We start from the raw sequence: 21842 nt of genomic DNA on the forward strand, positions 1-21842 counted from the left end.
ATGACCGGCACACCGGTGTCCGAACGCCCCGACCATCCCGACCACCTCGACCGCCCCGACGAGACGCTCCTCGACGTGGCGGGCCTGCAGATCGAACTGGTCACCCCGCACGGCGTGGTGCGCGCGGTCGACGGTGTCGACTTCACCGTGCGGCAGGGCGAGACCGTCACCCTCATCGGCGAGTCGGGGTCGGGCAAGTCGACCACGGCCATGGGGGTGCTGCGGCTGCTGCCCGAAGGACTCGCCGTCATGTCCGGCAGCGTCCGCATCACCGGTACGGACGTGATCGCCGACCCCGGCGCGGTACGCCGGCTGCGCGGCCGTACCGTCTCGCTCGTCCCGCAGGACCCGATGACCGCGCTGAGCCCGGTCCACACCATCGGCCGCCAGCTCGGCGACGCCGTGCGGCTGCGCCGTCCTGAGCTGTCCAGGGCCGAGGCCAGGGAGCGGGGCACCGAGCTGCTGGCGCAGGTGCACATCCCGCACCCGGAGACCCGCTGGAAGGCCTATCCGCACCAGTTCTCCGGCGGCATGCTGCAACGCGTCCTGATCGCCGTCGCACTCGCCGCCGAACCCCGGCTGCTCGTCGCGGACGAGCCGACGTCGGCGCTGGACGCCACCGTCCAGGCGAGCGTGCTGGGGCTGCTGATGGAACTCCAGGAGCGCACCGGCATCGGCATACTGATGATCACGCACGACCTGGGGGTGGCCAGGATGGTCTCCGACCGGATCCATGTGATGCGGGAGGGCCGGTTCGTCGAGTCGGGCACGGCGGAGCAGATCGTCGAATCCCCCGTCGAGCGGTACACCCGTGATCTGCTCGCGGCGGTGCCGCGCCTCGGCCCCTGGGACGAGGACGGCCAGAGTCCGCCCGGAGCCGGTCCAGGCGCCGGGTCCGGCACCGACATCGCAGCGCAGGGAGCAGCCAGGTGAGCACACCACTGTTGTCCGTCGAGAACCTCGTCGTCGAGTACGCCACCCGGCAGGGGCCCTTCCGGGCCGTGGACGACGTCTCGTTCACGCTGGAGCGCGGCGGCCGGCTCGCGGTCGTCGGCGAGTCCGGGTCGGGCAAGTCCACCCTCGCCCGCGCGCTGGTCCGGCTGCTGAAGCCGGCCTCCGGCCGGATCCTGCTGGACGGCGAGGACCTGGCGGCGCTGCCCGAGCGGCGGCTGCGTCCGCTGCGCCACCGGGTGCAGATGGTCTTCCAGGACCCGTACGGCTCGCTCGATCCCCATCTGAGCGCCCAGGACATCGTCGCCGAGCCGCTGAGGCTGGCCGGGGTCAGGGACAAGGCGGAGCGGGCCAAGCGGGCCGCCGCCCTCATCGACCGGGTCGGCCTGCCGTCCGCCGCGCTGCACCGCCGCCCGCCGGAGTTCTCCGGCGGCCAGCGCCAGCGCATCGGTATCGCCAGGGCGCTCGCCTCCAGCCCCGAACTGCTGGTGTGCGACGAGGCGACCTCGGCCCTCGACGTGTCGGTCCAGGCCCAAGTGCTGGAGCTGCTGCGGGAGTTGCAGGCCGAGACCGGGATCGCGTATCTCGTCATCGCACACAACCTCGGGGTCGTACGGGAGATCAGCACCGATGTCGTGGTGCTGCGCGCGGGGCGGGTCGTCGAGACGGGAGCGACCGCCGATGTGCTCGCAGCGCCCGCCGACCCGTACACCCGGGCGCTGCGCCGCGCCTCCCTCGACCCCGTGGCGATCAAGGGCCGCAAGCCGCGCGCCCTGCTCACCGCCGTACCGGAAGGAATCACGAAGTGACCACCGGCACCGACTCCACCGTCGGATCCGTCGCACTGCCGCAGGTGCCCGTCCCGCTGTCCCGGCTCGTGCTCGGCACGATGACCTTCGGCGACACCGTCGACGCGGCGGGTGCGGCCGCGATGCTGGACACGGCGCTGGACGCGGGGCTCACCGGCGTCGACACCGCCAACGGCTACGCGGGCGGCGCGAGCGAAAGCATCCTCGGCGGGCTGCTGCCGGGGCGGCGTGAGCGGATCGTGCTCGCCACGAAGGCCGGCATCCCGCACCCGGACCAGGGCGACCACGCGCCGCTGTCGGCAGCCGGGTTGCGGGCCGCGCTGGACGGGAGCCTCAAGCGGCTCGGCACCGACCGGGTCGACCTGTTCTATCTGCACCAGCCCGACCGGGCCACACCGCTCGCCGAAACCCTGGGCACGATCGCGGAGTTCGTCGCCGAGGGGAAGGTGCTCGCGCTCGGCGTCTCCAACTTCGCCGCCTGGCGGATCGCCGAACTGGTGCGCACCGCCGACGAGGTGGGCGCGCCACGGCCGGTCGTCGCGCAGCAGCTCCACAACCTGCTGGCCCGCAGGATCGAGGAGGAGTACGTCGAGTACGCGGCGGACAGCGGGCTGCGCACGATGGTCTACAACCCGCTCGGCGGCGGGCTGCTCACCGGCAGACACCGGTTCGCCGAGACGCCTTCGGCGGGGCGGTTCGGTGACTCCAAGCTCGCCGGGATGTACCGGCAACGCTACTGGGACGAGCGGCTGTTCGACGCCGTCGGGCAGCTCACCACCATCGCCGAAGCGGCGGGCCTGCCGCTCACCGAGCTGGCCCTGCGCTGGCTGCTGGGGCGTCCGTCGACCGACGCCCTGCTGCTGGGCGGTTCCAGCACCGCGCAGCTCACCGCCAACATCGCGGCGGCCGCCGCTGGGCCGCTGCCCGCCGATGTGACGGCCGCCTGCGACGAGGTGGGCCAGGCCCTGCGCGGACCGATGCCCGCGTACCACCGCTGAGACCCCCGACGGCCGAGACGGCGCCGCCGGCACCGAACCCCCCGCACCGCACCCCGCATGAAGGAGAGCAACTTCCCATGAACCCCGCCGCGTTCGCCACCGCCCTGCGCGCCCGTCAGCAGCTCATCGGCTACTGGTCGGTCCTGGACTCGCCCGTCTCCACCGAGCGCGTCGCCAGACTCGGGTACGACTATGTGGCGCTGGACGCCCAGCACGGGCTGATCGAGTACCGCGGTCTGCTCGCCTCGCTGACGGCCGTCGACACCAAGGGCAGTACGGCGGTCGGTCTGGTGCGGGTGGAGGCCAACGAGGCGGCGGCGATCGGGCACGCGCTGGACGCGGGGGCCGCCGGGGTGATCGTGCCGCTGGTCGACTCGGCCGCCGACGCTGCGGACGCCGTCGCCGCCGTACGCTACCCGCCGCTCGGGCGGCGCTCGTACGGGCCGATGCGCTCGGCCCTGCGGATCGGCCCGACGCCGGCGGAGGCGCACGAGCAGACGGTCGTCATCGCGATGATCGAGACGGCCGAAGGGCTCGGCGAGGTGGCGGCGATCTGCGCGACCCCGGGGCTCGACGGCATCTATGTCGGTCCTTCGGACCTGCGGATCGGCCTCGGCGGCGCCACCCCGAACGACCCGGCGCTGGACGGGGAGTTCGAGGCGGCGCTGGTGACGATCAGGGAGGCGGCGGCAGCGGCGGGGATCGCGGCCGGCATCCACAACCCGGACGGCGCGAGCGCGGCACGCCGGCTCGCCGAGGGGTTCACCTTCGCCACGGTCGCCAGCGACCTGGTCCATCTGGAGCAGGCGGCGAGCGGTCATCTCGCCGCCGCCCGCGCCAAGTAGCCGCCGGACGGCCTGTTCAGCCGCCGAGGCCGGGTACGACGACGGCGCCCGGCAGGCCGGTGAAGACCTTCCCCGGCACGATCAGCTTGCCGCGGCGGCGGCCGCTGCCGATCAGGACCCATTCGGTGTCGACGACCGCGGGGTCCACGAGCAGCGGCCAGCCGGCCGGCAGCCCGATCGGCGTGATGCCGCCGTACTCCATGCCGGTCTCCTGGACTGCCGTGTCCATCGGCGCGAACGACGCCTTGCGGGAGCCGAGTTGCTTGCGCACCACGCCGTTGACGTCGACCCGGGTACGGGACAGGACGACACACGCGGCCAGCGTCGTCTCACCGCCGCGCTTGCCGGCGACGACGACGCAGTTGGCCGACACGTCGAACAGCTCGGCGCCGTAGTGCTCCACGAACGCGGCGGTGTCGGCGACTTCCGGGTCGCTGTCCACGAACACCAAGTGCTCGGCGGGCACATCGCCCTGCCAGCCGCGTACGGCGTCGGCGACCGGCGCGGTGAGCAGGTCGAGGCAGTCGGGGGCCGGTGTGGCGTCGGCGAAGTTTCCGATGGGAGCGCGCATACGCCGCACGCTAACAGGGGCGGGCCGGGGTCACGGCAGACCCTGGTCAGCGCACGGGCGGGATGGAGACGGACATGATCAGCTCCACCGGTGCGGCGCCGTCGTTGCGGTAGCCGTGCGCGACGTTCGCCTCGAAGGTCGCCGACGAGCCCGCGGGGACGGGGTGCGTCTCGCCGTCCACGACGAGCGTCAGCTCGCCGGCCGTCACATGGAGCAGTTCGGTCGTGCCGTCGGGGTGCGGGTCGGAAGCGCTGGAGTCGCCGGGCATCAGGACCCACGACCACAGTTCCAGCGGACCGCCGGACTCGGTGCCGACGAGCAGGGTGGAGCTGCTGCCGGCCGGGGTCGACCACATCCGTACGGTCTGGTCCCCCGGCACCACCCTGACCTGCGGGCCCTGTTCGTAGTCGAGGAGTGTGGTGATGCTGACGCCCAGCGCGTCGGCGAGCTTGACCGTCGTGCCGACGCTGGGGTTGGTGCGGGCCTGCTCGATCTGGATGATCATCCCCCGGCTGACCCCGGCCCGCGCCGCCAGCGCGTCGAGCGTGAAGCCCCGCTCACCGCGCCAGCGTTTGAGGTTCCGGGCGAGCGACTGGGTGAGCTGGTCGAGGTCCGACACATTCCGTCCAATATAATTAATTGAGGAGTTCAACAGACTGCACTACGGTGTGATGCACCAATCGTGCACCGAACTGTACTGCGAGGGCCCCATGACCGCACTGTTCGCCCTGGCCACCAGCCTGCTCTGGGGCATGGCCGACTTCGGCGGCGGACTGCTGACGCGCCGGATGCCGGCGCTGACGGTCGTGGTGCTCTCGCAGACCGTCGCGGTGGTGGTGCTCGGCTGTGTCGTCGCGGCGACCGGCGGCTGGTCGGAGGCGGATCCGCGGCTCTGGTACGCGGTGGGGGCGGGCGCCGTCGGCCCGGTGGCGATGCTCTGCTTCTACAAGGCGCTCGCGCTCGGCCCGATGGGCGTCGTCTCGCCGCTCGGCTCCATCGGCGTGGCCGTACCGGTCGGCGTGGGACTGCTCGTCGGCGAGCGGCCGGGGCTGCTCCAGTTCGCCGGCATCGCCGTGGCCGTCGCCGGCATCGTGCTGGCGGGCGGCCCGCAGTTGCGCGGCGCCCCGGTGCACCGCCGGGCGATCCTGCTCACCCTCGTCGCCGCCGTCGGGTTCGGCACGGTGATGACGCTGATCTCCCACGCGTCCACCACCCTCACCGGGCTGTTCCTCGCGCTCTTCGTCCAGCGCGTCACCAATGTCGCCGTCGGCGGCGGCGCGCTGTACGTCTCGACGCGGCGCGGCGCCCCCGCGCTGCCGCCCGCCGAGGACGGCCGGCTCCGGCTCGTACGGGCGGCACTGCCCGCGCTGGCCTTCGTGGGCCTCGCCGATGTGGCCGCCAACGGGACGTACTCGATCGCGGCCCAGCACGGCCCGGTCACCGTCGCCGCCGTACTGGCCTCGCTCTACCCGGTCGTGACGGCGGTCGCCGCGCGCGGGGTGCTGGGGGAACGGCTGCGCACCGTGCAGGCGGCGGGCGCCGGACTCGCCCTGGTGGGCACGGTGCTGCTCGCCGCCGGCTGACCGCGGCTCAAGGAGTCAACGCCCAGGACTCAACGCGTAGGAGTCATGGCTCGGGAGTCATGGCTCGGGAGTCAACGCTCAGGATTCCTGCTCCAGTTCGGCGAGCGCCAGCAGTTGCTGCGGGGTGATGCCCTCTGGGATCGGCACCGGAGCCGGGGTGCGCAGCGGCGGCTGCCAGCCGCGCTCCGGATGCCAACTCCGTACGACCTTGGCGGGCGCGCCCGCCACCACCGCGTGGTCGGGCACCTCGCCCCGTACGACGGCGCCCGCGGCGACGACCACGTTGCGGCCGAGCCTGGCGCCCGGCAGGATCACCGCGCCTGTGCCCAGCCAGCAGCCCGCCCCGATGACCACGGGTGACATCCGGGGCCACTGCTTGCCGACGGGGACGTGCGGATCGTCGTAACTGTGGTTCGTGGTCGTGATGTAGACGTACGGACCGCAGTACGTCTCGGGCCCGATGGTGACCTTGGTGTCGGCGATGACATGGCTGCCCCGCCCCAGCACCACCCCGTCGCCGACCAGGAGGATCGGGTCGGGGCCGAGGTCGAGTCCTGGCATCATCCCGGCGGTGAGGGTGACCTGTTCACCGATGACGCAGTGGTGGCCCAGCTCGATCCACGGCTCGCCGAAGACGGTGCCCTGCGGAAAGGCGAGCCGGGTGCCGGGGCCGATCCGGGCGAACCGCAGCCGCCCCGGATGCTCGGCGGTGACGGCGCCCGCGCGCTGGATCCAGCGCCAGCCGCCCTGGACGGCCCGCGTGGCGAGACGGCGCCACCCGCGCGTCAGCGCGCCGGTCAACGCGGCGAAGGCGGTGGTACGGCTCTCGGGACTCTTCAGCACACCGCCACGCTAGCGCGCCGCCGGTACTCCGATACGGCACACGGTCCCCTTGTGTACCACGGTCCCCGGCCGCCGCGGGTGTCTTCAGGGCGGACTCCCCCGGACGTGTGGCCCGCGCACGTTGTACGCGTAATCACGCGACTGCGCGTGGTTAGCATGAGCGCCACATATGGAGTCCCCCGGCCGGTTGCGCGCTGGCCGGCCGGTCTTTCCCCCCGCACTCGAGCACCGAGGGACCGCGGAATGACAGTGCCTGTCGCCCCCAGCCCGCACCGCATACGGAAGGTGAGCCCGTTCCCCGTCGCCGTACCTCTCGCCCTGCTGGCGGTGGCGGCCGGTACGGGCGGTGCGGTGGCCGCCGCCGCCCCCGGCGGCGCGCGGGCCTGGGTGCTCGCCACGGTCGTCACCGCCTGGACGTGCCTGGCGCTCACGGTCCTCACGGCCGCGCTGCTGGTACGGCGCAGCAGGCGCGCGGCGGGCGCTGCCGAGGGCGACGCGCAGGGGGCGGGCGCCCGACTGGCCGCGCTCACCGCCGAGTCGGCCCAGTTGGTGAACGTGACACTGCCCGCCGTGCTGAAGCGGCTGCGGGACGGCGCGAGCGCCGACGACGCCCTTGCCACGGCGCCGCGGCCGACCGATCCCCGGCTGCGCGAGGTGCTGCGGCTGTTCGCGGCGGAGATCGCGGCCGACGAACAGCGCGCCGAGAAGGCCGTCGCCGCCAACGAGACGGCCGTCGGCCGGCTGGTCGAGGCCGCCGACGGCCTGGACCGGCTGATGACGAAGACGCTCCCCGACGCGTTCGACGGTCTGCGCCAGGGCAGTTCGGCCGACACGGTGCTCGGCAGGCTCGAAGCGCCGGCCGACCCGCGGCTGCGGGTGCTGCTGGAGACGCTGGTCAGGGAGTTCGCCGTCAGTGAGCGGCGCGCGATGGCGGCGCAGGCGGCCAGCGCCAAGGCGCTCAGCCGGGTCCAGGCGAAGGCGGTCAGCATGCTCGCCGATCTGCGCGAGATGCAGGACCGTTACGGCGAAGAGGTGTTCGGTGATCTGCTGAAGCTCGATCACAACACCTCGCAGCTCGGGCTGCTCACCGACCGGCTCGCGCTGCTGATGGGCGGCCGGGCCTCGCGCGCCTGGAACAAGCCGATCGGGATGGAGTCCATCCTGCGCGGCGCCGTCGGCCGGATCGCCGCGTACCGGCGGGTGCGGCTGCACTGCTCCAGCGACGCGGCGATCGTCGGGTTCGCCGCCGAGGGCGTGATGCACCTGCTGGCCGAACTCATGGACAACGCGGCCAACTTCTCCCCGCCCATCGACGAGGTGCATGTCTACGTCGAGGAGCGCACCGCCGGAATCGTGGTGACGATCGAGGACAGCGGTCTGAAGATGGCCGACGCGGCGATGCGCAGGGCCGAGGAGTCCGTTTCGGGCCGCTCCAACGACCTGGCGACGCTGCGCGGGACCCGGCTCGGGCTCGCCGTGGTCGGCAGGCTGGCGGCCAAGTACCGCACGAACGTGAGCTTCCGGCCGTCCTCGCGCGGCGGTACGGGCGTGGTCGTGCTGATCCCGCCGCAACTCCTCGCCCAGCAGCGCGGCGGCGTCGCCGAGCAGCGCGGCGTCGCCGAGCAGTATCCGCGCCGCCCGGCGGCCGAAGTACCGGCGCCCGCAGCGCCGCAGGACCCGGCGCCCGTGCCGCCGCCCGCAGCGGTCGGCGGGCCGCGGGTGGCGACACCGGGCGGACTGCCGGTACGGCCGCCGGGCCGCACCATGGCCGCCGCCGACCGCGACCGGCACCCGGACGAGTCGGGGCCCGCCGCCGTACCGCCCGCGCGTGACGCGGGAGCGCAGTTCGGGGCCTTCCACCGGTCCCGCCGCGCGCCGCTGCGCCCCGACGCCGAAGGCCCCGCCAGTTAGGCCGGGCGCACCCCCCACCGGAAAGCGAGGCACCCCATGCAGACCACTGACACCAGCCTGACCTGGCTCCTCGAAAGCCTGCTGGAACGCACCCCGGCCACCCGGCACGCCGTGGTCCTCTCCCGCGACGGGCTCAAGCTCTGCTGGAGCCGCCATCTCACCCTCGACCAGGCCGACCAACTGGCCGCTATCTGCTCGGGGATCCAGGCGCTGGCGCAGGGGGCTTCGGTGGAGTTCGGCAACGGCGCCGGGGGCGTACGGCACTCGATGACCGAGTTCCACGGCGGGCTGCTGTTCATCGTCGCCGCGGGCGACGGTGCCCATCTGGCCGTCGTCGCCGAGGACGGCGCCGACCCGGGCGTGGTCGGTCATCAGATGACCGAGCTGGTCGAGCAGATCGGTGAGCATCTGCGGGCCGAGCCGCGCACCCCGGCGCAGGGAGGCTCCTCGTCGTGACCCGCAGGCCCGTCGACCTCGGGGACCCCGACCGGCTGTACACCGTGACCGGCGGCCGCAGCCGGGTCGACGACGACACGTTCGACCTGGTCACGCTGATCGTCAGCGAGTGCGAGCCGACACCGGGCACCCAGTCGGAGCACATCAGGATCCTGGAGCTGTGCCGGCATCCCACGGCGGTGGTGGAGGTCTCCGCCGAGCTGCGGCTGCCGGTGACGGTGGTCAGGATCCTCCTCGGCGACCTCCTGGTGACAGGCCGGATCACCGCGCGCCGCCCGCCCGGCCCGCGGTCCGCCGCCGCACTGCCCGACTCCGTCCTTCTGAAGGAGGTGCTCCATGGACTCCGCAACCTCTGAGCAGTCCGCTCGTATACCGCTGACCGATGCGGCCGAGACCGGGCTGAAGATCGTCATCGTGGGCGGTTTCGGGGTGGGCAAGACCACCCTGGTCCGCTCCGTCAGCGAGATCAGACCGCTCAACACCGAAGAGGTCATGACCCAGGCGGGGGTCGGTGTCGACGACGCCGCCGGCGTGGCGACCAAGACCACCACGACCGTGGCCTTCGACTTCGGCCGGATCAGCCTCAACAAGCGGATGGTGCTGTACCTGTTCGGGGCTCCCGGGCAGGAGCGGTTCTGGTTCCTGTGGGACCGGCTGTTCTCCGGGACGCTCGGCGCCGTCGTGCTCGTGGACACCCGGCGGATGAGCGAGTCCTGGTACGCGGTCGACCGGCTCGAACACCACAAGACGCCGTTCGTGGTCGCGGTCAACCGGTTCGACTCGGACGCCTCGGCGTTCTCGCTGGCGGAGATCCGCCAGGCGCTGTCGCTGCCCGAGCATGTCCCGATGATCGACTGCGACGCACGGGTGCGCTCGTCGGGGAAGAACGTCCTGATCACCCTCGTGGACCACCTCTACGAACTGGCCATGGCACGGGAGATGACCCCATGACCGATCCGTCCGAACCCCGGCCGCCGGATACCCGGCAGGTGGACGCCGTGCCGCTGAGCGGCCTGGCCTATCAGCAGACCCCTTCGCAGATCTACCGCGAACTGCGCAGGGAGCACGGCGCCGTCGCCCCGGTGCTGCTCGACGGCGACATCCCGGCCTGGCTGGTCCTCGGCTACAACGAGGTCTCCTACGTCACCGGGCACGACGAGCTGTTCGCCCGCGACTCCCGGCGCTGGAACCAGTGGCCGGCCATCCCGGCCGACTGGCCGCTGATGCCGTACGTCGGGTATCAGCCCTCGGTGCTGTTCACCGAGGCGGCCGAGCACCAGCGGCGGGCCGGGGTGATCACCGAGGCGCTGGAGGCCGTCGACCAGTTCGAACTGGCCCTGATGTGCCGGGAGATCAGCGACGGCCTGATCGACTCGTTCGCCGGGAGCGGGCAGGCCGAGCTGATGTCCGGGTACGCGCACGCGCTGCCGATGCGTGCTGTCGTACGGCTCTGCGGTATGCCGGCGGGCGGCGGGGACACCGAGGAGCTGGTACGGGATCTGCGGATCTCGCTGGACGCGGCCGAGGGCGACGATCCGGTGGCCGCGTATCTGCGGGTGCAGACGCGTATCGAGCAGTTGGTCAAGGACAAGCGCAACAGCCCCGGCTCCGACGTGACCTCGCGGATGCTGACCCATCCGGCGGCGCTCGCCGACGACGAGGTGGTCCAGGATCTGATCACCGTGATCGCCGCTGCCCAGCAGCCGACCGCCAACTGGATCTGCAACACGCTCCGGCTGCTGCTGACCGACGACCGGTTCGCGCTGAATGTGTCCGGCGGGCGGCTCAGCGTCGGGCAGGCGCTCAACGAGGTGCTGTGGCTGGACACCCCGACGCAGAACTTCATCGGCCGATGGGCGGTGCGCGACACCCAGTTGGGCGGCCGGCAGATCAAGGCGGGCGACTGCGTGGTGCTCGGTCTCGCCGCCGCCAACACCGATCCGCAGATCTGGCCCGAGGGCCATGTCGGCGCCGAGAACTCCTCCCATCTGTCGTTCAGCAACGGCGAGCACCGCTGCCCCTATCCGGCGCCGCTGCTGGCCGACGTGATCGCGCGTACGGCCGTGGAGACCCTGCTCGAACGCCTGCCTGACGTGGTGCTCTCGGTGGATCCCTCCGAGCTGACCTGGCGTCCCTCGATCTGGATGCGGGGGCTGATGTCGCTGCCGGTCCGGTTCACCCCTGTCGTGCAGTGACGGGGGTGAAGCGCACCGGGAGCGAGGCGGGTCCCCGGGTGAACACCCCTTGTTCGACGGGGTCGAAGCCGTCGTCGAGCCGTACGTCGGGCATGGCGTCGAGCAGTTGGTCGACACCGGTCTCGATCTCGGCCTTCGCGAGCAGCGCCCCGACGCAGAAGTGCCGCCCGAGCGCGAAGGCCAGATGGTCGGCGGCGGCGGAGAAGGCGGTGGTGGCGGTCAGGTCGTCCCGGAAGATGTCGAAGGTGTCGGGGTCCCGGTAGTGGGAGCCGTCCCGGTTGGCGGCCCCGATCAGACAGGTGACCGTGGCGCCCGGCGGGATCGTGCCACCGCTCAGTTCGACCTCCGTCGCGGTCTGCCGCATGATCATGTGCACCGGCGGGGTGAACCGCAGTGTCTCGGCGAAGGCGCGCGGTATCAGCGCGCGGTCGGCCCGTACGGCGGCGAGCTGTTCCGGGTGGAGCAGCAGGTTCGCGAAGATCGAGGCGATGGCCTTGTCGGTGGTCTCGCCGCCGGCCGCGAGGAGCAGGCTGCAGAACGCCTTGATGTCCTCGTCACTCATCCGTACGCCGTCGACCTCGGCGGCGCAGAGCGTGGACAGCAGATCGTCGCCCAGGTTCTCCCTGCGGTCCCTGATGATCGGGATCATGTACTCGGCGAACTCGATCCGGGTGCGCTCGCCGGCCGCGGTGACGGCGGCGTCGCCGGACAGATTGCCGAGGAAGGCGATGACGGCGGTGTACCAGCCGTGGAACTTGTCGTGGTCGGCCCGGTCGAGCCCGAGCATGTCGGCGATGACATTGACGGGGAAGCGGGTCGCGAAGCCGCCGACCAGATCGACGGAGCCGGTGTCCCGGAAGGCGTCGATCAGCTCGCGCGCGTTGCGGTCGATGACCGGCAGGAACTTCTCCCGCAGGTCGGCGCCCCGGAAGGCGGGGGCGACCAGCGCCCTGCGCACCGCGTGCTCACGGCCGCTGAGCTGCAGGATGGTCTTGCCGTGCACGGGTTCGATCTGCCAGTCGTAGTTGTCGGTGGTGAAGACCGACTCCCGGTCCTTGAAGACGCGTTCGACGTCGTCGTAGCGCGAGATGATGTAACTCCGGGTGGCCTCGTGCCAGATGAGGGGCGCGCTCTCGCGCATCACCCGGTACGCCGGGTAGGGGTCGGCGGCGAACTCGGCCGACAGGATGTCGGGTATCTGCTGTGCGGTGGCCATGGAACTCCCTCGGTCGGGACCGGGCCGGTCGATAACTGGCAGTACCACCAAGGCTATTGATCGTCGGCCGACGGAAACAGCCAACTCCTGGCCGACCTGGCGTCGGCACGCGGCGGCCGGTCGCCTACGGTTCCTGTGACGACCGGTGACGAAGGAGAGCACGGATGACACAGCGGGCATGGGTGGCGGGCGTCGGCGGCAAGAGCCCCGAGATCGACCCCGCCGCCTTTCTGGCACCGACGTCCGTGGTGGTCGGTGAGGTCTCCGTGGCGGCCGGCGCCAGCGTCTGGTACCACACGGTGCTGCGGGCCGACTGCGGTGCGATCCGGCTCGGCGCCGACTGCAACATCCAGGACAACTGCACCCTGCACTCCGACCCGGGCATGCCGCTGACCGTGGGCGAGCGGGTCTCGGTCGGGCACAACGCGGTGCTGCACGGCTGCACCGTCGAGGACGACGTACTGATCGGGATGGGGGCGACGGTGCTCAACGGGGCCCATATCGGGGCCGGTTCCCTGGTCGCGGCACAGACACTCGTGCCGCAGGGCATGCGGGTGGAACCGGGATCGATGGTCGCGGGGGTGCCGGCCAAGGTGCGGCGCCTGCTGACCGACGAGGAGCGCGAAGGGATCAAGCTCAACGCGGCGGTCTATCTGGATCTGGCGAAGGCGCACCGCGAGGCGCGGGAGATCTGACAGCCGCCGGCCGCACCGGCAGCCGCCGGTCAGTCGGTGGTGGCCGCCGTCACGGAGTCCTGGTCGCCCGTCGCCCGCTCGGCCTCCATCCGGTCGTGCGCCTTCTTAGCGCGGTTGCGCACCAGGAGCATCGAGCCGGCGCCGACCACCACGGCGGCGGCCAGGCCCACGTACGAGAACCGCTTGAGCCAGTCCTCGGCGACGACGCCGACCTCGTAGACGACGATGGTCGTACCGCCGGCCCAGACGATCCCGCCGAGCAGGTTCGCGGTCAGGAACTTCCAGTACGGCATGTGCAGGACGCCCGCGAGCGGGCCCGCGAAGATCCGCAGCAGGGCGATGAAGCGGCCGAAGAAGACCGCCCACATGCCCCACTTCTCGAACGACCGCTCCGCCATGGCGATCTGCGGTTCACCGAAGTGCTTGGGGAATTTCCTGGCGAGCCAGGCGAGCAGGGGCCTGCCGCCCTTGCGGCCGATCGCGTACCCCGTCGAGTCGCCGGCGACGGCTCCGGTCGACGCGCAGGCGGCGAGGATGTACGGGTTGATGTCGCCGTGCTGGGAGGCGAGCAGCGCGGCTGCCACCAGGACGAGTTCGCCGGGCAGCGGGATGCCCAGGCTCTCCACCCCGATGACCACGGCCACCAGGATGTAGACGCTGACCGCCGGTACGGACTCTAGCCACTCCTGGACGTGCAACGCCTGTTCCTCCCGCTGTCCCCTGGTGCGCCCCGCGCAGCCGACCGGCCTGCCCCGTCCGGAAGCACACCTGTTCACCCTACCCGCTGGGCGCGGTGGTCCAGGGGCCCGGCGGGTGCCGTGCGGGCGGCGCCCGGCCGGGGAACGCGCATCCAGCCGGTTTCCGTCTTGACAGCCGCACACCGGGGGTTTCCGGGGTCCGCGTACGGGGCGGGGTGCCAACTGTTGCATGCCCCCTCTATGGTTACTCGCCATGTGGCCAGGACAGCAGCCGCCCGGGGGCGAGCAGAACCCGCAGGACCCGAATCAGAATCCGAACCCGTATCAGCAGCCGGGGTACGGACAGCAGCCGAATCCGGCTCCCAACCCGTACCAGCAACCGGGGTACGGACAGCAGCAGCCCGGCTATCCGCAGCAGCAGCCGGGGTATCCGCAGCCCAATCCGTACCAGCAGCCGACCGTGCCGATGTACGGCCAGGGCGGGCAGCCGGGGCCGCCGAAGCCGCCGGGTGACGACCGCAGGAAGACGAAGATCACCGCGATCGTCGCCGTGCTCGCTGTCCTGGTGGCGGCCGGGGTCACCGGTTTCCTGGTGCTCGGCAAGGACGACGACAAGAAGCCGGTGGCCGATTCCACCTCGTCGCCGTCCCCCACCGGTTCCGGTTCCGAGGAGCCGGCTCCCACCGGTTCGCAGCCCAACCCGCGTGACGGCTCGGCCGGTGCCAAGCCGCAGGTCGCGGGGTGGAAGGTGGTGACCAACCCGCAGCACGGGACGGTCTTCGACGTCCCGCCGGAGTGGGAGGTGCAGAAGGCGGGCATCATCGCGGGCTTCGAGGACTCGAAGAAGGGGGACGGCACCCCGTACATCTCCTTCTCCGCACCGGCGTATCTGAAGTCCAAGTGGTGCTCGTCGGACCCGGACCAGGACGGCCAGTCGTCCGACACCAGCCTGGCCGGCACCGGCACCAAGGGCGGCCAGGGGGCGAAGGACACGCAGACGGCGGCGCGCAACGAGGCGGGGGCCTGGGTCTTCGGCGCTTACGCGCAGGAGGACCCCAAGGGCAAGGACAAGATCACGGTCAGCAAGGCCAAGCCGTACACCACCAAGTCCGGTCTGACCGGGAGCTACGCCACGGCGTCGAGCAAGGGCCTCACCAAGAAGTCGAAGTGCGACACGGACGGCAAGTCGGTCGCCTTCACCTTCAGCAACGCCAAGGGGGACTTCACCACGTGGGTGCTGTACGCCAACACCGGGGTGACCGGTGAGGTGCCGGACGCCACGGTGATGAAGATCCTCGACACGGTCCGGCTGCCGGAGTCGGCTTCCTAGGTCGTGTCCGCACGGCGGCGCCCGGCTCCGACCCGGCCGGGCGCGGGCCGGTGGTAAACGATTTGATAGGCGGGTGCCGGTCCGGGATAGTCCCGGGGTGACCTCTCCACGCCGCAACTACCGACTGCTGACCGCTGCGGCGATCATCACCAACCTGGGCAGTTCGGGCGCGCTGATCGCCTCGGCGTTCGCCGTCCTCGACGCGGGCGGCGACAGCGGTGACGTCGGTCTGGTGGCCGCCGCCCGCACCGTGCCGCTGGTGTTGTTCCTGCTGGTGGGCGGCGCGGTGGCCGACCGGCTGCCCCGGCACCACGTGATGGTCGCGGCGAACGCGCTCAACTGCCTCTCGCAGGCGGCGTTCGCCGCGCTCGTGCTGGCGGGCCACGCCCAGCTCTGGCAGATGATGGTGCTCGCCGGGCTCGGCGGCACGGGCCAGGCGTTCTTCAGCCCCGCTTCCGAGGGCATGGTGATGTCCAGCGTCAGCGGTGAGCAGGCGGGCAGCGCCTTCGCCGTGTACCGGATGGCGATGAACGGCGCGGGGATCGGCGGGGCCGCCCTGGGCGGCGCGCTGATCGGTGTGCTCGGCCCCGGCTGGGTGCTCGCCGTCGACGCGGGCGCTTTCCTGGTGGCGGGGACGCTGCGGGCCTTCCTCGACGTCAGCCATGTCCCGGCGCGCGGCAAGGGTGACGGGGTGCTCGCGGATCTGCGGGACGGCTGGCGCGAGGTCGTCGGCAGGCCCTGGCTCTGGGCGATCGTGATCCAGTTCTCCGTGGTCAACGCGGTCATCGCGGCGGCCGAGTCGGTGTACGGGCCGCTGGTGGCCAGGGACTCGCTGGGCGGCGCGGGGCCGTGGGGTCTGGCGCTGGCCGCTTTCGGGGCCGGGACCGTCGGCGGCGGTCTGCTGATGACCCGGTGGAAGCCGCGCAGGCTGCTGCTGGCGGGCTCGCTGGGCATCCTGCCGCTCGCGCTGCCCTCGGCGGGTCTGGCGCTGCCGCTGCCGATCGTGGCGCTGACGGTGGTGATGTTCCTGACGGGGGTCTCGGTCGAGATCTTCGGTGTGTCGTGGATGACCGCGCTGCACCAGGAGATCCCGGAGGAGAAGCTGTCCCGGGTCGCCGCCTACGACTGGTTCGGCTCGGTCGGCATGGTGCCGGTCGCCGCCGCGCTCGCGGGTCCCGCCGAGAGCGCCTTCGGGCGCTCGGCGGCGCTGTGGGGCTGTTCGGGGCTGGTCCTGCTGCTGACGGTCGCCGTGCTGTGCGTGCCCGACGTACGGCGGCTGACGCGGCGCCTGTCCGACGTACCGGTGCACAGCTCGGTCCAGGGAGAGGGCTCGGTGCTCGAAGCGGGTGCGGCGGGCGCGCTTCCGGTACCCGGACCTGCCGTCTCGGGTTCCGCCACCGTCTCAGCCGATGCTGAAGGCGCCGTCGGGCGGGAGCGGTGACGGTACGGCCCCCGTGTCCCGTACGGCCGTGGCGTCACCGACGAGGCGGCGCAGCGACGCGCCGTGCTCGACCCGTGCGGGGAAGGCGTCGCCCGCGGTCCTGCGGGCCAGTGCCGCCGTGTCGAGCGGGGTGTGCGAGGCGAGGAGTACGGCGTTGCCGAAGCGGCGGCCGCGCAGCACGGCCGGTTCGGCGATGACCGCCAGTTCCTCGAAGACCGCGGCGAAGGTGGCCAGTTGGGAGCTGAGGAAGGCGAAGGGCGCGGCGTCGGCGAGGTTGGCGGCGTAGATCCCGCCGGTGCGCAGCACCCGCTCGGCCTCGCGTGCGTACTCGACGGAGGTGAGGTGCGCGGGGACGCGTGAGCCGCCGAAGACGTCCGCGACGAGCACGTCGGCGGAGCGGTCCGGCGCCTGTTCGAGCCAGGCTCTGGCGTCGGCGGCGTGCACGTCGATGCCCACGCCCTCGGGTATCGGGAGCAGTTCGGCGACGAGGTCGAGCAGGGGTGCGTCCGAGTCGACGACCGTCTGCCGGGAGCCGGGGCGGGTCGCCGCCACGTAGCGGGGCAGCGTGAGGGCTCCGCCGCCGAGGTGCAGCACCGCCAGCGGCTCGCCCTCGGGGGCCGCGCAGTCGAGGACATGGCCGAGCCTGCGGATGTACTCGAACTCCAGATGGGCCGGGTCGTCCAGGTCGACGTAGGACTGGGGTGCGCCGTCGACCGTCAGCAGCCAGGCCCGCTCCCTGTCCACGTCGGGCAGCAGCTTCGCCGTGCCGCAGTCGACGGCGCGGATGACAGGAATGGGCTCGTTCACCTCCCCATTGTGCGCCCGCGAGCGCGGCCCTCGGGGCCTGCCCGGGTGGGCGGGCCCCGAGGGGGCGCTCCGGCTCAGAGCACCGTGGTGACCGTGCCGGCGCCGACGGTGCGGCCGCCCTCGCGGATCGCGAAGCCGAGCCCCGGCTCCAGCGGTACGTCGCGGCCCAGTTCGACGGTCAGGGTGACCGTCTCGCCGGGGCGCGCCACACCGCGCTCGCCGAGGTCGATGTCGCCGACCACGTCGCCGGTACGGATGTAGAACTGCGGCCGGTAGCCGCTGCCCACCGCCGTGGTCCTGCCGCCCTCGCGCGCCGACAGGACGTACACCTGCGCGGTGAAGCGCCTGCGCGGCTCGACGCTGCCGGGCGCCGCGACGACGTCGCCGCGGCGGACCGCGTCGCGTGGCATGCCGCGCAGCAGCAGCGCCACGTTGTCGCCGGCCTCGGCGGACTCCATCGGCTTCCCGAAGGTCTCAAGTCCGGTGACGGTGGTGGTCTGCGGCCCGGACTCGGCGCCGATGACCTCCATCCGGTCGCCGACCCGTACCGTGCCGCGCTCGATCGCCCCGGTGACGACCGTGCCGCGTCCTGTGATGGTGAGGACGTTCTCCACCGGGAGCAGGAACGGCGCGTCCGTGTAGCGCTCGGGCACGGGCACGTACGTGTCGACCGCGTCGAGCAGCGCCTCGACGGCGGCGGTCCAGCGCGGGTCGCCGGCCAGGGCGCGCAGTCCCGACACCCGTACGACGGGGGCGCTGTCGCCGCCGTAGCCGTGCTCGCTGAGCAGTTCGCGCACCTCCAGTTCGACGAGGTCGGTCAGCTCGTCGTCGCTCGCGTCGGCCTTGTTGAGGGCGACGACGATGTGGTCGACGCCGACCTGGCGGGCGAGCAGGACGTGCTCGGCGGTCTGCGGCATGATCCCGTCGAGCGCGGAGACGACGAGGATCGCCCCGTCGAGCTGGGCGGCCCCGGTGACCATGTTCTTGATGTAGTCGGCGTGGCCGGGCATGTCGACGTGCGCGTAGTGCCGGGTGTCGGTCTCGTACTCGACGTGCGCGATGTTGATGGTGATGCCGCGCGCCGCCTCCTCCGGGGCGCGGTCGATCCGGTCGAACGACGTGTAGGTGGTGCCGCTGTCCGCGCGGTCGCTGAGGACTTTGGTGATGGCCGCCGTCAACGTGGTCTTGCCGTGGTCGACATGGCCCATGGTGCCGATGTTGAGGTGCGGCTTGGTGCGCACGTATGCCGTCTTGGGCATGATTCCTGCCTGGAGCTCGAAGCGTGAGCGGGACCCCGGTGCCTTGCCGACCCTCCCCCTGCGGGGTCCGCCGGACGATCCGGGAAGGGTCAGCTTCGAGCGCCGCCGAGGGGCGCTGCCGCGGCTGCTGCCGCGTGTGCCGCCTGCGCTGCGAGGAATGCGGCAGCCTTCGGCGCGGCCGCTGCCGCGGACCGTGCGTCGAGGAAGGCGTACCGGAACATGCCACTGATCTTCGCCGACCGGACGCCCGGCGTCGAACGGTTTTTCAGCGGCGGTCGTCCGGCGGTGTGCGGGGGTCGCGGTCGTCACATTACGGCGATCACACCGGCGAGTCGGTTAGTCTCCACTGATGCTCGACACCGGTCCCCGGCCGTCTTCCGGCCTCGTTGTCCGCTGTTCCAGGGTGCTGCTCTCGCCCTGGTCCCGATTCTCGATGCTCCTGGTGGTGCTGGGCGGTGCGGCCACGGCCGTGCTGCTCTACGAGCCACAGAGATTCCTCTCGGCCGGCTGGCCGCCCCACGTGGGCGGTGGCGCTGCCGTGGTGCTGTTCGCCGTCGCGTACGGGCTGTGCGCGGTCGCCTTCGTGCCGCGTCCGCTGCTGAATCTCGCGGCCGGGGCGCTTTTCGGTACGGCGCTCGGGCTGCCGGCGGCGCTGGCGGGTACGGTGCTCGGCGCCGGGATCGCCTTCGGGCTCGGCAGGTTCCTCGGCCAGAGCGCGCTGCGCCCGCTGGTGAGGGGCCGTTGGCTGACGGCGGCCGACGGGCAGCTCAGCCGGCACGGCTTCCGTTCGATGCTGGCCATCCGGCTGTTCCCCGGGGTGCCGTTCGCCGCCGCCAACTACTGCGCCGCCGTCTCGCGGATGGGCTGGGTGCCGTTCCTGCTGGCGACGGGGCTCGGTTCGATCCCGAACACGGCTGCCTATGTCGTCGCGGGCAGCCAGGCGGCCTCGCCCATGTCGCCGGCCTTTCTGGCGGCGATGGGCTTTATCGTGCTCTCGGGTCTCGCGGCCGCCGTGGTCGCCTGGCGCAAGCGGCACCGCCTCGGCGGCAGTTGAGCCACCGGCAGATCCGGTGCCGTCGTCAGCTCCGGCGCTGTCAGCTCCGGTCGGCCACGCCGAGTGCGCCGCCGGGCGGTGTCGCGGAGAACCGCGCCACGTCCGCCTCGGTGACGCCCGCCAGCTCGGCGGGTGACCAACGCGGGCTGCGGTCCTTGTCGATGACCTGGGCGCGGATTCCCTCCACGAGGTCGTGGGTGGCCAGCGCGGCGCAGGACGCCCGGTACTCCTGCTCCAGCACCTGTTCCAGGGTGCCCAGTCGGCGGGCCGTACGCAGCCCGGCCAGGGTCGCCTTGAGTGCGGTGGGCGAGCGGGTCAGGACGGTCGCGGCGGCTTCCTTGGCCACCGGGTCGCCGTGGTCGAGGAGCCGGCCGACGATCTCCTCGACCGTGTCGGCCGAGTAACACGCGTCGATCCAGTGCCGGTCGGCCGCCAGGTCGCCCTCGGGCGCCGGCTGCTCGTAGGGCCGTACGGCTGCCCGCAGGTCGCCCGTCGTGGTGGCGGCGAAGGCGGTGTGCAGCTCGGGCAGCAGTTCCGACGGGACGAAGTGGTCGGCGAGGCCGCACAGTACGGCGTCGGCGGCGCGCACCACCCGTCCGGTGAGGGCGAGATGGGTGCCCAGCTCGCCAGGCGCCCGGGACAGCAGGTAGGTGCCGCCCACGTCGGGCACGAGCCCGATGCCGGTCTCCGGCATGGCGACGGCGGAGCGTTCGGTGACGATGCGTACGCTGCCGTGCGCCGAGACGCCGACCCCGCCGCCCATCACGATGCCGTCCATGATCGCGGCGTACGGCTTGGGGTAGCGGGCGATCCGGGCGTTGAGCAGGTACTCGTCGCGCCAGAAACCCGGGGACCCGGCGCCGCCGCTGCGGGCGTCCTCGTACACGGCCCGGATGTCGCCGCCCGCGCACAGCCCGCGCTCGCCCGCGCCGGTGATGACGACGGCGGCGACGTCCTCGTCGTGCTCCCAGCGCGCGAGCGCCGCGTCGATGATCCGCACCATCGGGCGGGTCAGCGCGTTGAGCGCCCGGGGGCGGTTCAGGGTGAGCTGGGCCAGCCGTCCTGTCCGGCCGGTCAGCACCGGCTCCTGGGGTCCTTCGGCTGCCATGCCGCCACCGTTCCGTTCGCTGTTCGGACGCGTCGTTCCCGTATCCGGTCAGACTCTAGGTGCCGCCGGGATCGCGGCCGTCGCCGGGCAGGGCCAGCGCCTCGATGATCCGCTCGGCCGCGAGGGTCGCCGTCAGCGTGCCGTCGCGTACCCGCTGTTCGAGTCCGGGGGTGAGTTCCCGTACGCCGGGGTCGTCGCGCAGCCGGTCGAGCAGGTGGTCGCGGACCATGGCCCAGGTCCAGTCGACCTGCTGGTCGCGCCGTTTGCGCGCCAGCCGGCCCTCGGAGGCCAGGACGGCGCGGTGCTGTTCCAGCTTCTCCCAGACCGCGTCGAGCCCGGTGCCCTCGCGGGCGCTGCAACTGAGCACCGGCGGGGTCCAGGCGGCGTCCACCGGGTTCATCAGCCGCAGCGCGCCAGCCAGTTCACGGGCGGCGGAGCGGGCGTCGCGCTCGTGCGGTCCGTCGGCCTTGTTGACGGCGATGACGTCGGCCAGCTCCAGCACGCCCTTCTTGATGCCCTGGAGCTGGTCGCCGGTGCGGGCGAGGCTGAGCAGCAGGAAGGAGTCGACCATGTTGGCGACGGCCGTCTCGGACTGGCCGACCCCGACGGTCTCGACGAGCACCACGTCGTACCCGGCGGCCTCCATCACGACGATGGTCTCGCGGGTCGCCTTCGCGACGCCGCCGAGCGTGCCGGCCGTCGGCGAGGGCCGTACGAAGGCGTGCGGGTCGACGGCGAGGCGCTCCATCCGGGTCTTGTCCCCCAGGATGGAGCCGCCGGTCCTGCTGGACGACGGGTCGACGGCCAGCACGGCGACCCGGTGGCCGAGGCCGGTGAGCAGCGTGCCGAGCGCGTCGATGAAGGTCGACTTGCCGACACCGGGCACCCCGCTGATCCCGATGCGCCGGGCGTTGCCCGCGTGCGGCAGCAGTTGGGTCAGCAACTGCTGGGCCAGCGCCCGGTGGTCGGGCCTGGTCGATTCGACCAGGGTGACCGCGCGGGCGATGGACGAGCGCGAACCGTCGAGGACACCCTTGGCGTAGCTGTCGATGTCGATCCGTCGGGGCATCAG

23 protein-coding genes are annotated in these 21842 nt (G+C 72.3%); 14 read left to right on the forward strand and 9 right to left on the reverse strand.

All coding sequences use genetic code 11. The annotated features are described in order from the left end of the window. From ACZ63I_RS27530 to ACZ63I_RS27545, 4 genes are all read left to right on the forward strand, one after another. On the forward strand, positions 1-933 hold the full coding sequence (locus ACZ63I_RS27530) for an ABC transporter ATP-binding protein (RefSeq protein WP_469341793.1): 933 nt from the start codon (positions 1-3) through the stop codon (positions 931-933). After that, positions 930-1760 (forward strand): ATP-binding cassette domain-containing protein, encoded by an 831-nt coding sequence (locus ACZ63I_RS27535; RefSeq protein WP_469341794.1) that lies wholly within the window; start codon positions 930-932, stop codon positions 1758-1760. Before ACZ63I_RS27530 ends, ACZ63I_RS27535 begins: the two co-directional genes overlap by 4 nt. Continuing rightward, positions 1757-2758 (forward strand): aldo/keto reductase, encoded by a 1002-nt coding sequence (locus ACZ63I_RS27540; protein WP_469341795.1) that lies wholly within the window; start codon positions 1757-1759, stop codon positions 2756-2758. Before ACZ63I_RS27535 ends, ACZ63I_RS27540 begins: the two co-directional genes overlap by 4 nt. Positions 2759-2835: 77 nt before the next feature. Continuing rightward, a complete protein-coding gene (locus ACZ63I_RS27545; protein WP_469341796.1) occupies positions 2836-3603 on the forward strand; it encodes an HpcH/HpaI aldolase family protein in 768 nt (255 codons plus the stop codon). Between the two features lie 16 nt (positions 3604-3619). Here the strand turns inward: ACZ63I_RS27545 and ACZ63I_RS27550 are convergent, their stop codons facing one another. After that, positions 3620-4174 (reverse strand): YbaK/EbsC family protein, encoded by a 555-nt coding sequence (locus ACZ63I_RS27550; protein WP_469341797.1) that lies wholly within the window; start codon positions 4172-4174, stop codon positions 3620-3622. A 46-nt stretch (positions 4175-4220) separates the two neighbouring features. After that, the gene (locus tag ACZ63I_RS27555) at positions 4221-4793 is read right to left on the reverse strand and encodes a helix-turn-helix domain-containing protein (RefSeq protein ID WP_469341798.1); all 573 of its coding nucleotides are present in this window, start codon (positions 4791-4793) and stop codon (positions 4221-4223) included. A gap of 91 nt (positions 4794-4884) precedes the next feature. Between ACZ63I_RS27555 and ACZ63I_RS27560 the strand changes: the two genes are divergently transcribed. Beyond that, positions 4885-5757, forward strand: a complete 873-nt coding sequence (locus ACZ63I_RS27560) for a DMT family transporter (protein WP_469341800.1) — start codon at positions 4885-4887, stop codon at positions 5755-5757. A 78-nt stretch (positions 5758-5835) separates the two neighbouring features. On the opposite strand, the gene ACZ63I_RS27565 is transcribed toward ACZ63I_RS27560, so the two are convergent. Beyond that, positions 5836-6558 (reverse strand): acyltransferase, encoded by a 723-nt coding sequence (locus ACZ63I_RS27565; RefSeq protein WP_469341965.1) that lies wholly within the window; start codon positions 6556-6558, stop codon positions 5836-5838. Positions 6559-6843: 285 nt separating this feature from the next. On the opposite strand from ACZ63I_RS27565, the gene ACZ63I_RS27570 reads away from it, so the two are divergent. The 5 genes from ACZ63I_RS27570 to ACZ63I_RS27590 are packed head-to-tail and all read left to right on the forward strand — an operon-like array spanning position 6844 to position 11162. Then, on the forward strand, positions 6844-8511 hold the full coding sequence (locus ACZ63I_RS27570) for a sensor histidine kinase (RefSeq protein ID WP_469341801.1): 1668 nt from the start codon (positions 6844-6846) through the stop codon (positions 8509-8511). 36 nt (positions 8512-8547) lie between these two features. Further along, positions 8548-8967: a roadblock/LC7 domain-containing protein gene (locus ACZ63I_RS27575; RefSeq protein ID WP_469341803.1), complete on the forward strand. Its 420-nt coding sequence runs from the start codon at positions 8548-8550 to the stop codon at positions 8965-8967. Next, positions 8964-9323, forward strand: coding sequence for a DUF742 domain-containing protein (locus ACZ63I_RS27580; protein WP_469341804.1), 360 nt, complete (start codon positions 8964-8966; stop codon positions 9321-9323). Before ACZ63I_RS27575 ends, ACZ63I_RS27580 begins: the two co-directional genes overlap by 4 nt. After that, positions 9304-9918: a GTP-binding protein gene (locus ACZ63I_RS27585; protein ID WP_469341805.1), complete on the forward strand. Its 615-nt coding sequence runs from the start codon at positions 9304-9306 to the stop codon at positions 9916-9918. The genes ACZ63I_RS27580 and ACZ63I_RS27585 overlap by 20 nt, the downstream gene beginning before the upstream one ends. Continuing rightward, on the forward strand, positions 9915-11162 hold the full coding sequence (locus ACZ63I_RS27590) for a cytochrome P450 (RefSeq protein WP_469341806.1): 1248 nt from the start codon (positions 9915-9917) through the stop codon (positions 11160-11162). The genes ACZ63I_RS27585 and ACZ63I_RS27590 overlap by 4 nt, the downstream gene beginning before the upstream one ends. Here ACZ63I_RS27590 and ACZ63I_RS27595 read toward each other — a convergent pair. Next, positions 11143-12378, reverse strand: a complete 1236-nt coding sequence (locus tag ACZ63I_RS27595; RefSeq protein WP_469341807.1) for a cytochrome P450 — start codon at positions 12376-12378, stop codon at positions 11143-11145. The two genes, ACZ63I_RS27590 and ACZ63I_RS27595, sit on opposite strands and share 20 nt — an antisense overlap. A 164-nt stretch (positions 12379-12542) precedes the next feature. Here ACZ63I_RS27595 and ACZ63I_RS27600 point away from each other — a divergent pair, with 164 nt between their 5' ends. Next, complete coding sequence (locus ACZ63I_RS27600; RefSeq protein WP_469341808.1) at positions 12543-13073, forward strand: gamma carbonic anhydrase family protein; 531 nt, start codon at positions 12543-12545, stop codon at positions 13071-13073. Between the two features lie 29 nt (positions 13074-13102). Here the strand turns inward: ACZ63I_RS27600 and ACZ63I_RS27605 are convergent, their stop codons facing one another. After that, positions 13103-13771 carry a DedA family protein gene (locus ACZ63I_RS27605; RefSeq protein WP_469341810.1) on the reverse strand — a complete coding sequence of 223 codons (669 nt, stop codon included), beginning with the start codon at positions 13769-13771 and terminating at the stop codon, positions 13103-13105. A gap of 253 nt (positions 13772-14024) precedes the next feature. Between ACZ63I_RS27605 and ACZ63I_RS27610 the strand changes: the two genes are divergently transcribed. Both ACZ63I_RS27610 and ACZ63I_RS27615 read left to right on the forward strand, forming a co-directional pair. Next, complete coding sequence (locus ACZ63I_RS27610; RefSeq protein ID WP_469341811.1) at positions 14025-15101, forward strand: DUF8017 domain-containing protein; 1077 nt, start codon at positions 14025-14027, stop codon at positions 15099-15101. A gap of 97 nt (positions 15102-15198) precedes the next feature. Beyond that, positions 15199-16542, forward strand: coding sequence for an MFS transporter (locus ACZ63I_RS27615; RefSeq protein ID WP_469341812.1), 1344 nt, complete (start codon positions 15199-15201; stop codon positions 16540-16542). Here ACZ63I_RS27615 and ACZ63I_RS27620 read toward each other — a convergent pair. Both ACZ63I_RS27620 and tuf read right to left on the reverse strand, forming a co-directional pair. Then, a complete protein-coding gene (locus tag ACZ63I_RS27620) occupies positions 16504-17349 on the reverse strand; it encodes a spermidine synthase (RefSeq protein ID WP_469341813.1) in 846 nt (281 codons plus the stop codon). The genes ACZ63I_RS27615 and ACZ63I_RS27620 overlap by 39 nt on opposite strands. 74 nt (positions 17350-17423) lie before the next feature. Then, positions 17424-18608, reverse strand: a complete 1185-nt coding sequence (gene tuf / locus ACZ63I_RS27625) for an elongation factor Tu (RefSeq protein WP_469341814.1) — start codon at positions 18606-18608, stop codon at positions 17424-17426. Positions 18609-18957: 349 nt separating this feature from the next. Between tuf and ACZ63I_RS27630 the strand changes: the two genes are divergently transcribed. After that, positions 18958-19662, forward strand: a complete 705-nt coding sequence (locus tag ACZ63I_RS27630) for a TVP38/TMEM64 family protein (RefSeq protein ID WP_469341815.1) — start codon at positions 18958-18960, stop codon at positions 19660-19662. A 40-nt stretch (positions 19663-19702) separates the two neighbouring features. On the opposite strand, the gene ACZ63I_RS27635 is transcribed toward ACZ63I_RS27630, so the two are convergent. Both ACZ63I_RS27635 and meaB read right to left on the reverse strand, forming a co-directional pair. Then, positions 19703-20770 carry an enoyl-CoA hydratase/isomerase family protein gene (locus tag ACZ63I_RS27635; RefSeq protein WP_469341816.1) on the reverse strand — a complete coding sequence of 356 codons (1068 nt, stop codon included), beginning with the start codon at positions 20768-20770 and terminating at the stop codon, positions 19703-19705. Positions 20771-20825: 55 nt separating this feature from the next. Beyond that, positions 20826-21839: a methylmalonyl Co-A mutase-associated GTPase MeaB gene (gene meaB, locus ACZ63I_RS27640; RefSeq protein ID WP_469341817.1), complete on the reverse strand. Its 1014-nt coding sequence runs from the start codon at positions 21837-21839 to the stop codon at positions 20826-20828. Positions 21840-21842: the final 3 nt, after the last annotated feature.

The sequence above is a fragment of the Streptomyces sp. NPDC087906 genome, from assembly GCF_055584925.1.